At 73.0% G+C, this 11,186-nt stretch carries 11 protein-coding genes; 7 read left to right on the top strand and 4 right to left on the bottom strand.

What is annotated here, in order from left to right:
- Positions 1-76: 76 nt before the first annotated feature.
- Positions 77-1,444, top strand: a complete 1,368-nt coding sequence (locus ACWEJX_RS16560) for a cation:dicarboxylate symporter family transporter (RefSeq protein WP_451608147.1) — start codon at positions 77-79, stop codon at positions 1,442-1,444.
- Between the two features lie 205 nt (positions 1,445-1,649).
- Here ACWEJX_RS16560 and ACWEJX_RS16555 read toward each other — a convergent pair whose 3' ends face one another.
- Positions 1,650-2,543: an aldo/keto reductase gene (locus ACWEJX_RS16555; RefSeq protein ID WP_451608146.1), complete on the bottom strand. Its 894-nt coding sequence runs from the start codon at positions 2,541-2,543 to the stop codon at positions 1,650-1,652.
- The gene (locus tag ACWEJX_RS16550; protein WP_451608145.1) at positions 2,543-3,454 is read right to left on the bottom strand and encodes an NAD-dependent epimerase/dehydratase family protein; all 912 of its coding nucleotides are present in this window, start codon (positions 3,452-3,454) and stop codon (positions 2,543-2,545) included. Before ACWEJX_RS16550 ends, ACWEJX_RS16555 begins: the two co-directional genes overlap by 1 nt.
- Positions 3,455-3,498: 44 nt before the next feature.
- On the opposite strand from ACWEJX_RS16550, the gene ACWEJX_RS16545 reads away from it, so the two are divergent.
- From ACWEJX_RS16545 to trxA, 3 genes are read left to right on the top strand one after another with little or no spacing between them, the layout of a single operon-like run.
- Positions 3,499-4,020: an Lrp/AsnC family transcriptional regulator gene (locus ACWEJX_RS16545; RefSeq protein ID WP_403791937.1), complete on the top strand. Its 522-nt coding sequence runs from the start codon at positions 3,499-3,501 to the stop codon at positions 4,018-4,020.
- Between the two features lie 48 nt (positions 4,021-4,068).
- The gene (locus ACWEJX_RS16540; RefSeq protein WP_451608189.1) at positions 4,069-4,491 is read left to right on the top strand and encodes a MerR family transcriptional regulator; all 423 of its coding nucleotides are present in this window, start codon (positions 4,069-4,071) and stop codon (positions 4,489-4,491) included.
- Positions 4,488-4,835 carry a thioredoxin gene (gene trxA / locus ACWEJX_RS16535; RefSeq protein ID WP_451608144.1) on the top strand — a complete coding sequence of 116 codons (348 nt, stop codon included), beginning with the start codon at positions 4,488-4,490 and terminating at the stop codon, positions 4,833-4,835. The genes ACWEJX_RS16540 and trxA overlap by 4 nt, the downstream gene beginning before the upstream one ends.
- On the opposite strand, the gene ACWEJX_RS16530 is transcribed toward trxA, so the two are convergent.
- Complete coding sequence (locus ACWEJX_RS16530; RefSeq protein WP_451608143.1) at positions 4,832-5,719, bottom strand: squalene/phytoene synthase family protein; 888 nt, start codon at positions 5,717-5,719, stop codon at positions 4,832-4,834. The genes trxA and ACWEJX_RS16530 overlap by 4 nt on opposite strands.
- A gap of 102 nt (positions 5,720-5,821) precedes the next feature.
- Between ACWEJX_RS16530 and ACWEJX_RS16525 the strand changes: the two genes are divergently transcribed.
- Positions 5,822-6,421: a hypothetical protein gene (locus ACWEJX_RS16525; RefSeq protein WP_451608142.1), complete on the top strand. Its 600-nt coding sequence runs from the start codon at positions 5,822-5,824 to the stop codon at positions 6,419-6,421.
- Complete coding sequence (locus ACWEJX_RS16520; protein ID WP_451608141.1) at positions 6,418-7,350, top strand: nucleotidyl transferase AbiEii/AbiGii toxin family protein; 933 nt, start codon at positions 6,418-6,420, stop codon at positions 7,348-7,350. Before ACWEJX_RS16525 ends, ACWEJX_RS16520 begins: the two co-directional genes overlap by 4 nt.
- Here ACWEJX_RS16520 and thrS read toward each other — a convergent pair.
- Complete coding sequence (gene thrS / locus ACWEJX_RS16515) at positions 7,347-8,579, bottom strand: threonine--tRNA ligase (RefSeq protein WP_451608140.1); 1,233 nt, start codon at positions 8,577-8,579, stop codon at positions 7,347-7,349. The genes ACWEJX_RS16520 and thrS overlap by 4 nt on opposite strands.
- Positions 8,580-8,915: 336 nt before the next feature.
- On the opposite strand from thrS, the gene ACWEJX_RS16510 reads away from it, so the two are divergent.
- A complete protein-coding gene (locus tag ACWEJX_RS16510) occupies positions 8,916-11,162 on the top strand; it encodes a HelD family protein (RefSeq protein WP_451608139.1) in 2,247 nt (748 codons plus the stop codon).
- Positions 11,163-11,186: the final 24 nt, after the last annotated feature.

Genomic DNA, 11,186 nt, shown 5'->3' with positions numbered 1-11,186 from the left:
ACCCCGGTCACAGGCTGGTGGATAGTCGCGGAGGTCCACCGGGACGTGGACACCCTTTGAGCACGAGGAGGACCCCGTGGCCGCAACCGCACGACGGGACCGCACCCACTATCTGTACCTGGCCGTGATCGGCGCCGTCCTGCTCGGCATCGCCGTCGGCTTCCTGGCGCCCGGCTTCGCCGTGGAGCTCAAGCCGGTCGGTGCCGGCTTCGTGAGCCTGATCAAGATGATGATCTCGCCGATCATCTTCTGCACGATCGTGCTCGGGGTCGGCTCGGTCCGCAAGGCCGCCAAGGTCGGCAAGGTCGGCGGCCTCGCCCTCGGCTACTTCCTGGTGATGTCGACCGTCGCCCTCGCCATCGGCCTGGTCGTCGGCAACATCCTGGAGCCCGGCTCCAGCCTCCACCTCACCAAGGACGTGGCCGCCGCCGGCGCAAAGCAGGCGGAAGGCGCGAGCCAGGACACGGCCGAGTTCCTCCTCGGGATCATCCCGAAGACCATGGTCTCCGCCTTCACCGAGGGCCAGGTCCTCCAGACCCTCCTCGTCGCGCTCCTCGCGGGCTTCGCGCTGCAGGCGATGGGCAAGGCCGGCGAGCCCGTGCTGCGCGGCATCGGGCACATCCAGCGGCTCGTCTTCCGTATCCTCGCCATGATCATGTGGGCCGCCCCGGTCGGCGCCTTCGGCGCCATGGCCGCCGTCGTCGGCGCGACCGGCACCGCCGCCCTGAAGTCGCTCGCCGTCATCATGATCGGCTTCTACATCACCTGCGCGCTCTTCGTCTTCCTGGTCCTCGGCACGCTGCTGCGGCTCGTCGCCGGCGTGAACATCCTGGCCCTGCTCAAGTACCTGGGCCGCGAGTTCCTGCTGATCCTGTCCACCTCGTCGTCCGAGTCGGCGCTGCCCCGGCTCATCGCCAAGATGGAGCACCTGGGCGTCAGCAAGCCGGTCGTCGGCATCACCGTCCCGACCGGCTACTCCTTCAACCTCGACGGCACCGCGATCTATCTGACGATGTCCTCGCTGTTCATCGCCGAGGCCATGGGCAAGCCGCTGGCGCTCGGCGAGCAGATCTCGCTCCTCGTCTTCATGGTCATCGCCTCGAAGGGCGCGGCGGGCGTCACGGGCGCCGGTCTCGCGACCCTCGCCGGCGGCCTGCAGTCGCACCGTCCCGAGCTCGTCGACGGGGTCGGCCTGATCGTCGGCATCGACCGCTTCATGAGCGAGGCCCGCGCCCTCACCAACTTCGCGGGCAACGCCGTCGCCACCGTGCTCGTCGGCACGTGGACCAAGGAGATCGACAAGGCCCGGGCCGCCGAGGTCCTCGCCGGCCGCGTCCCCTTCGACGAGACCACCCTCGTCGACGACGGCCACGGCGCCCCGTCGCCGCTGCCGGACCAGCGTCCGGCGGACGAGGGCGAGGAGAAGGCACGGGCGGGCGTCTGACCTCTGACGACCTCGGATGGCCTCTACGGCCCCTGAACCCCCGGGCCCCGGGCCTTGAGCCGGATCCGGGTCCCGGTACGGAATGCCCCTGGTCGCGCAGCCGCGCGGTCGGGGGCATTCCGTCGTCGCGCGGACCGCGCGGCCGGGGGCGTTCCGTCGTCGCGCGGACCACGCGGCCGGGAGCATTCCGTCGCCGTCGGCGGCCTCACTCGCCGAGCTCGGCCAACTCCTCCGCCGTCAGCCGCAGTTCGGCGGCGAGGGCGGAGTCGCGGGCCGTCTCCGGGCGGCTCGCGCCCGGGATCGGCAGGACGTGGCCGCCGGGGCGGGCCAGGAGCCAGGCGAGCGCCACCCGCTGGGGGCTGACCCCGCGCGCCGCGGCCACCCGGTGGAAGGCGGCGAAGCGCGGGTCGGCCCGGCGGCCGGACGGCCCGTCCAGGGAGCTGCGCGAGATCCCGCCGAGCGGGCTCCACGGCAGGAAGGCCAGGCCGAGCTCGGCGCAGAGGCGGAGTTCGGGCTCGCTGTCCCGGACGGCGGGCGAGTACTGGTTCTGTACGGAGACGAGGGCGTCGCCCAGGATCTCGCGGGCCAGCAGGATCTGCTCGCGGTCCACGTTGGAGATCCCGGCCAGCCGGACCGTGCCCGCGTCGACCAGCTCCCGTATCGCGCCGAGGGACTCGGCGTACGGGACGGCCGGGTCCGGCTTGTGCAGCTGGTACAGGCCGATCGCCCCGCCGCCCAGCCGCCGCGCCGAGCCCTCCGCCGCGCGCCGCAGGTGCGCGGGGCGGCCGTCGACCGTCCAGCCGCCGTCGGCGCTGCGGCCCCGCCCGCCTTTGGTGGCGACGAGGATGTCGTCCCGGCCGGCGCCGCTGCCGCCGTACGCGGCGAGCGCGCGGGCGATCAGGAGCTCGTTCGCGCCGGTGTCGCCGCCGGGCGGGTGGTAGGAGTCCGCCGTGTCGAGCAGCGTCACCCCGGCGTCCAGGGCGGCGTGGACGGTGGCGAGGGCGCGGGCCTCGTCGGGGTGGCCCTCGATGGAGAGGGGCATCGCGCCGAGCCCGATGGCGCTGACGGTGACGTGGTCGCCGAGCGTGCGCCGCAGCATCACGCCACCTCCGCCGTGATCGTCTCGGAAAGGGCCGTGCGGAGCCATTCCCGGGAATGCGAGAAGTGATATCCGAGCCGCTCCGCCCGGGAATTGTCCATGCCATAGGAACGGGCGAAGGAGAACGGCGAGACCTCCCCGACCTCCACCTCCTGGAAAACGGTCCGACCGCCCACCAGGTCCTCGATCTCCGCGCAGATATCGGCGGTCGTCAGCGGCCCGTGGGAATGCGCGTTCACCGGCCCGGTGAATTCCGCACCGACCGCCGCCCAGGCGAGGAACGCGGCGATCTCCTCGACGTACACATAGGTGGCCGGACGGTTCGTCGTCGGGACGGCGACGGGCTCGCCGGCCCGGATCCGCTGCGCGTAGTGCGCCACCCGCCCGGTGAAGTCGTCGGCGCCGCCGAGGACGTGCGCGACCCGCACCGAGGCCCACGGGAAGCCGGCGTCGGCGGCGGCCGCCGCGAACACCGCCTCCGCCTGCCGCTTGCCCTCACCGTAATGCGCCTCCAGGAACCCCGGGTCCTCCCACGGCAGTCCGAGGTCGACGTGCACCGTGTCCAGGTCGAGCGTGTCCTCGGCGACCGGGACGGCGGAGTCCTCGTACTCGTACACCTCCACCGTCGACGTCATCACATAACGCCGGGTCCGCCCCGCGAAAACCCGCCGGGCGATGTCCGCCTGACGCGGGGTGTAGCAGACCTGGTCGACCACGACGTCGAAATTCCGCCCGGCGAGCGCCTTTTCCAGGGCCGCCTCGTCGTCGCGGTCGGCGAGCAGGGATATCGTCCCGGCCGGCGCCGGTGAGGAACCCCGATTGAGCACCGTCACCCTGTGCCCGCCGTCGAGCAGTCGCGCCGTCAGGCGCTTTCCGAAATAGCGGTTGCCGCCGATGATCAGAATCTCCATGCCTCAAGTGTTACGTTGAGCGCTCGCTGTCTGAAGGGGGAAACATGGGAGTCCAGGCCGTCGCACCGAAGGAACCACGGCATCCGCGCGCCGCCACCGTCGAAACCTCGGCGGGCGCCTTCGACCCCATCGACCGGCAGATCCTGGACCTGCTGCAGAGCGACGGCCGCATCAAGCTCAGCGAGCTCGGCCGCCGGGTCCGGCTGAGCCCGGCAGCCGTCACCGAACGGGTCCGCCGCCTGGAGGCGTGCGGCGCGATCACCGGATACGGCGCCCAGGTCGCCCCGGCCCGACTGGGCTACGGCATCCAGGCGTTCATCCGGGTCAACCCGCACGGCGGCTACAACCTCAAGCACCCGCGCACCCTGGAGCTGATCGCCCGCCCGGAGATCCGCGAGGTCCACCACGTGGTCGGCGAGGACTGCTGGATCCTCAAGGTCGCCGTCACCGACACGGTGCACCTGGAGGAGATCCTGGAACAGACCTCGGCCCTCGGCCGCACCACGACCTCCGTGGTGCTCTCCTCGCCGGTCGAGCGCAAGCCACTGCTCCCGCCGGGCGTCTGACGGATGCGCCTTGCCTTGACGTCGGCGTCAAGGCTTACGTTCGTGGACATGCGAATCGGCGAGCTGGCCGAGCGGGCGGGCACGACCACGCGGACTCTGCGCTACTACGAGTCCCGCGGCCTCCTGACCGCACGGCGCACGGAGAACGGTTACCGCACCTACGACGAGGACGACCTGCGGCTCCTGCGGCAGATCCGGACCCTGCAGGACTTCGGGTTCGACCTGGAGGAGACCCGGCCCTTCGTCGACTGCCTGCGCGCCGGCCACCCGGCGGGCGACGCGTGCCCCGCGTCCCTCGCCGTCTACCGGCGCAAGCTCGCCGAGATCGACGGACTCATCGCACAGCTCCAGCAGGTGCGCGCCCAGGTCGGCGCGCAGCTGCTCCGGGCCGAGGCGGAACTGCCGGCCGGCCCGGAGCCGCGGTGCGAACTCACACCTCACGAGCGGGAACAGGGAGAGCGGACATCATGATCCGAGCGAAGGGCGTGGCCGAGGTCACCGACACCGACTTCGACACCGAGGTCCTGGGAGCCGAACTCCCGGTCCTCGTCGAGTTCACCGCCGACTGGTGCGGCCCCTGCCGCCAGCTGGCCCCCGTCCTCAGCGCGATCGCCGAGGAACAGACCGGCCGGCTCAAGGTGGTCCAGATCGACGCCGACACCAACCCGGCCGCCGTCACCCGCTACGGCGTCCTGTCCATGCCCACCCTCCTGGTCTTCCGCTCCGGCGAACCCGTCAAGTCCATGGTCGGCGCCCGCCCGAAGCGCCGCCTCCTGGAGGAGCTGTCGGACGTGCTGGAACCGGTGGGCGCTTAGCGGGCCCGGGCCAGGGTCTCCCTGAGCAGCAGTGCGCCGGCTGCCCGGGCCGACGGTCCGGACGTACGCGTCGCGAGGGAGGCGCCGGCGCGCCGCACCGCGTCGAGCCTGATCCGCTGCACCCCGACCAGGGCCCGCACGAAGGGCCGGTACGGCGGGTCCACCACCTCCGCGAGCACGTCCGCGCCCGCCAGGTCGGCCGCCGCGCGCTCCGCCTGCTCCGCCACGAGCCGGCCGAGCGCGGCCCCCGGCCGGGTGAGGTCCGCCCCGTGCCGGGCCACCGCGTCGGCCGGGACACCCGGCCGGCCCTCGCGGACGTCCTCGGACAGGTCCTCCAGGAAGTCGAAGCGCTGCATGGCGCGGATGAGCCGGTGGCAGCCGTCCGTGAACACCTCCCGCGCGGCCGGGTCCGCCGGGGCGACCAGGCAGGCCGTCAGCATCAGCGCGGGCAGCGAGTACTCCTGTACGTACAGCTCCAGTTCCCCGTCGTCGGCGATGCCCCGCCACTCGACCTCACGCACGGCGCCCCGCAGGAACTCCTCGACGTGCACCCGGACGTCGGGATGGCGCTCGGCGGTGTGCGCCAGGCAGCGCAGCACGGACGACTCGGAGTCACCGTCGCGAACCGCCTTCCGCACCAGTCCGTCCCACTCCGCGAGCGCGGCCGCCCGCTGCTCGCGGGGCCCGCGGTCGATCCGCTCGTCGGTCTCGTGCATGAACGCGACGGCGGCCACCACATGCGGCAGCAGCGCCCCGGGCAGCAGCAGCCGCGCGGCGGCGTACTCGGCCGGTGCGAAGCGCCGCACCGCGCGCCGCTGTTCCCCGTAGTCCCGCCGCAGTGCCGCCTTCCCGATGCCGGCCTGCCCGAGGGCCCGCTCCCACATGCCCGACCTCCTGTTCGTCCCCGGCCGGTGAGCCTACGGGCCGCTCCCGCCCCGGACGGAAACCAGGTGATCGCTCGTGCGCCGCGTGCCAGACTCGCTCGGGTGTACGAGATCCACGAGACGCATGTCACGGTCCGCTGCGGGACCGAGGAGGAGCGGACCCGGCTGGGCGCGTGGGCGGCGGACCGGGGGTTGAAGCTCACGACCATCGTCCTCGCCCGGGGCCGCATGCCCGTCCAGCCGATGCTGACGCTGCCGGACCGCACGAGCCATCCGGCGGTCGTGGCCGCGCTGCGGGCGGACGGGTTCGATCCGGTGCGGGTCAAGGTCGAGACGGTGCCGTGGAGCGAGGAGCCCGCGGGCCATGGCGGCGGCTACCACGAGCACCACCTCAAGCTGGCGCTGCCCGCCCGCTACGACCGTGCCGCGCTCGAAGCGCTCGTCGTCCCGCACGGCGCCCATGTCTCGTGGAACGCCCGCCGGGCGCTGCCGGGTCCGGACGGGTGGCACGAGCGCTTCGTGACCCAGCGGCACCCGGGACCCGCCGACGTGGCGGGCCGGGCCTGCGCCGCGCTGCGCGCCGCGCTGGTCGACGCCGGGCACGAACTCCTGTCGGAGGAAAGGGAGTTCGTGCTGTCGGACAGCGACCTGTCGCTCGACGAGGGCTGGCTGGACGAGACCGTACGAGAGGAAACCCCATGACCGACCCCGACTCCGACCACCTGCGGTACCGAGACCGGCTGCCCCGCACCCTGACCGCCGGGATCGGCGACGCGGCCGTCCGGCACCGGGCCTTCGACCCGGCTCTCAAGCAGTTCGACCGGGCCTTCGCCCCCATGGACACCGTCGTCCAGGACCCGGAGCTCCGCGCCCGCTGGCAGACCGCCCGCCGCTCCGCCCTCGACCTGGTCCTCGCTGCCGTCGCCGGCTCGCCCTGGGCGGACTGCCTGGTCCTGCGCGGAAGCATGCTGATGTCGGCCTGGTTCGGCGAGGCCGCCCGCGCGCCCAAGGACATCGACTTCGTCGTGGTCCCCGAGACCTGGCGCATCGAGGAGCCGCGCACCCGCGCCATGCTCGACGGCATCACCGGGGCGGCCGAGCGGCACGCCCGTACGGTGGGGGCCGAGGTCGGACTCTCCGCGGCCGGGGCCGTGACCGAGGAGATCTGGACCTACGAGCGGGTGCCCGGCCACCGTCTGGTGATCCCGTGGACGATGCCGGGCCTGCCCGGCGGCCAGGTCCAGCTCGACTTCGTCTTCAACGAGTCCCTTCCGCTGCCCGCGGAGCCGGCCGAGGTCGCGGGCGTGGGCGTGACGGCCGCGAGCCGCGAACTCTCCCTCGCCTGGAAACTCATGTGGCTGCTCAGCGACATGTACCCGCAGGGCAAGGACCTGTACGACGCGGTGCTCCTGGCCGAGAGCTGCCCGCCGCCGCTCGCGCTCGTGGAGCGGCTGCTGCGGGAGGCGGACGAGTGGCCGGGGTACGCGAACGAGTCGCTGACCCTGGGCATGTTCGAGGCCGCGCTCGGCGAGGTCGACTGGGACGGCTTCGGCGACCCGCACGCCGACTCCGAGGAGGCGCGACGCGAGCTCGGCGCCCGCCTCCTCGCGGTCGTGGCCCCGCTCCTCTAGGCCCACAACGCGGTCGAGTGCTCCGCCACCACCCCCCGCACCTTCTCAAGGAGTTCCGCCACCGGCATCGGATCGAGCCGCCGGCCGTCCCTCAGGCGGACCGAGACCTCGTCCGCCGCCGCCTCCTTCGCGCCGATGACCGCCTGGTACGGGGCGAGGCGGGCGGCGCGGATGCGGGCGCCGAGGGTGCCGCGGGACGGGGGGAGGACGTCGGCGCGCAGGCCGAGGGCGGTGGCGTGGGCGGCGAGGCGGGCGGCGGCGTCGCACTCGGCGTCGGAGACGGGGAGGACGGCGAGCTGGACGGGGGCGAGCCAGGCCGGGAAGGCGCCGGCGTGGAGTTCGACGAGGTGGGCGACGGCGCGTTCGACGCTGCCGACGACGGAGCGGTGGACCATCACGGGGCGGTGCTTGGCGCCGTCGGCGCCGATGTAGTGGAGGCCGAACTGCTCGGGCTGGTGGAAGTCGACCTGCACGGTGGAGAGGGTCGACTCGCGCCCGGCCGGGTCCGCGACCTGGACGTCGATCTTCGGGCCGTAGAACGCGGCCTCGCCCGCCGCCTCCTCGTAGTCGAGCCCGGACGCGTCCAGGACCTCACGCAGCAGCGCGGTCGACCGCTCCCACTTCTCCGGCGCGTCGACGTACTTGCCGCCGGGGCCCGGCAGCGAGAGCCGGTAGCGGACCGGGACGATGCCCATGGCCGCGTACGCCGCCCGGATCAGCTCCAGCGCGCCGGCGGCCTCCTCGGCGACCTGGTCGAGGGTGCAGAAGATGTGCGCGTCGTTGAGCTGGATGGCCCGCACCCGGGTGAGGCCGCCGAGCACGCCCGACAGCTCGGAGCGGTACATGCCGCCCAACTCGGCCATGCGCAGCGGAAGTTCGCGGTAGCTGTGGGCGCGGGAGCGGAAGATCACGGCGTGGTGCGGGCAGAGGCTCGGCCGCATCACCATCTCCTCCCCGCCGACGTCCATGGGCGGGAACATGTCGTCGCTGTAGTGCGCCCAGTGCCCGGAGATCTCGTACAGCTCGCGCTTCCCGAGCACCGGCGAGTACACGTGCCGGTACCCGGCCCGCCGCTCGGCCTCCCGTACGTACTCCTCGAGCGCGTGGCGTACGACGGCCCCGTCCGGCAGCCAGTAGGGCAGCCCGGCCCCGATCAGCGGATCGGTGTCGAACAGTTCCAGCTCACGGCCCAGCCTGCGGTGGTCGACGACGTCGTGGGACTCGCTCATGGTCACTCCTCGGTTCGGTGGAGCCGAAGGGGAGGAGCGAGTGCCCGGCCGGTACGACGAAGCCCCGGGGCACTCGCCCCGGGGCTTCGGACAAAGACAGCTGTCAGCGCGCCGGGACACTCTCCGGCGTCGTCGTGTGGACGGCAGCGCGCTTCATATCGCTGACGCTAGCAGGGGGCGCGCAACGCGCGCACGCGAATTTTCGGGCACAAAAAAGCCCCGGACTAGAATTGACAGCCGGGGTCGTCGATCGCGTATATTTGTGGATTCCGTGTCTGGGCACACAAAAGACGCGGAGAAGTTCACTAAAAGCACTGTAACCCGCCGGGAGTCGAATTGTCAACCGAGGAATTTCGGAAAGAGCAGCGATTCATCACCGAGCTCTACGCGCGACTCGACGACCTGAGGGACCAGGCCGAGGCCGGCGTCGCGCACGCCCTCGGCACCCCCGGCGTGGGCAACGCACAAGCCCGCCTGGAGCGCGACGTGCTCGTCGCCGAGCAGTCCGGGCTGCTCTCCGCGCTCAACGCCGGGGAGAGCGGACTGTGCTTCGGACGCCTCGTGTTCAAGGACGGGCGGGACCACCACATCGGCCGCATCGGCGTCCGCGAGGACGACGCCCAGCGCACCCCGCTCGTCGTCGACTGGCGCGCCGAGATCGCCCGGCCCTTCTACCTCGCGACCGGATACGAGCCGATGGGCCTGACCCGGCGCCGGCACATCACCACGCAGGGCCGCGAGGTCGTCCAGCTCCACGACGAGGTGCTCGACCTCGCCGACGCCACCCGCACCGGGCACGAGAACCGCGACGCCGACGAGGTGCTGCTCGCCGCGCTCGACGCGGCCCGCACCGGCCGGATGCACGACATCGTGCAGACCATCCAGGCCGAGCAGGACGCCATCATCCGCTCCCCGCACCGCGGCGTGCTCGTCGTCGAGGGCGGCCCCGGCACCGGCAAGACCGCCGTGGCCCTGCACCGGGCCGCGTACCTGCTCTACGCGCACCGCGAGCAGCTCGCCAAGCGCGCCGTGCTGATCGTCGGCCCCAACCCCGCCTTCCTCGGCTACATCGGCAACGTCCTGCCCTCCCTCGGCGAGACCGGCGTCCTGCTCGCCACGCCCGGCGAGCTCTTCCCCGGCGTCCACGCCACCGGCACGGACACCCCGCGCGCCGCCGCCGTCAAGGGCTCGGCACGGATGGCCGAGGCCCTGGCCGCGGCCGTACGGGACCGGCAGCAGGTCCCCGAGCGCGGCGAGCCGCTGATCGTGCCGCACGAGGACGGCGACCTGATCATCGACTGGGACATGGCCCTCGAAGCCCGGCACAAGGCCCGCGAGACCTTCCTCCCGCACAACCTCGCCCGCCCCTACTTCGTCTTCCACGTCCTCGACGCGCTCGCCGAACAGCTCGCCGACCGCATCGGCGCCGACCCCTACGGCGGCCCCAACTTCCTCGGCCCCGACGACCGCGCCCTGCTCGCCAAGGGCGTCGCCGCCAACCCCGACGTGCACACGGCCCTCGACACCCTGTGGCCGGCCCTCACCCCGCAGGAGTTCCTCGCCGACTACCTCGCCGAGCCCACCCACCTCGACGACGAGGCCGACCTCGAAGCGATCCGCCGGGACGGCGGTCCGTGGACCCCCGGCGACGTGCCCCTCCTCGACGAGGCCGCCGAACTCCTCGGCCACGACGACTCCGCCGCCCGGGCCGCCGAGGAGGCCGAGCGGCAGAAGCAGATCGCCTACGCGCAGGGCGTCCTCGACGTCTCCTTCGCCTCCCGGACCTACGAGTTCGAGGACAAGGAGGAGGTCGACAAGGACGCCTCCGAGGTGCTCTCCGCGCACGACATCATCGACGCCGAGCGCTTCGCCGAGCGCCACGAGGAGGCCGACCACCGCAGCGCCGCCGAACGCGCCGCCGCCGACCGCACCTGGGCCTTCGGCCACATCATCGTCGACGAGGCGCAGGAGCTGTCCGCGATGATGTGGCGACTCCTCATGCGCCGCAGCCCCACCCGCTCCATGACCCTGGTCGGCGACCCGGCGCAGACCGGCGACCCGGCCGGCGTCGGCGCCTGGCAGGACATCCTCGACCCGTACGTGGCGGACCGCTGGGAGCTCGTCCGGCTCGGCGTCAACTACCGCACCCCGGCCGAGATCATGGCCGTCGCCGCCGACGTGCGCCGGGCGGCCGACCCCGGCTTCGAGCCGCCGCGCTCGGTCCGCTCCACCGGCGTCGAGCCCTGGGACCGCACGGTCGAGGACCCGGTGAAGGAGACCGCCGACGCGGTCGCGGCGGAGCTGACGGCGCGGGAGGAGGGCCGGCTCGCCGTCATCGCCCCCGAGGCCCTGCACCCCGAGCTGCTCGCCGCCCTCCCCGACGCCGCCCACGGCCCCAAGCCCGACCTGACGCGCCGGGTCGTGCTCCTCGACCCGCGCCAGGCAAAGGGCCTCGAGTTCGACACCGTCCTCGTCGTCGACCCGGACGGCATCCGGGCCGGCGCCACGCACGGCATCAACGACCTGTACGTGGCGCTGACCCGGGCCACCCAGCGCCTGGGCGTCGTCAGGCGGGCCGCCTGATCGGACGGGAGCCGGCCCGCGGTC

The organism is Streptomyces sp. NPDC004788, from assembly GCF_053601115.1.
Note: the sequence above shows the minus strand (reverse complement) of the source record. Positions and strands in the feature narration are given on the sequence as shown.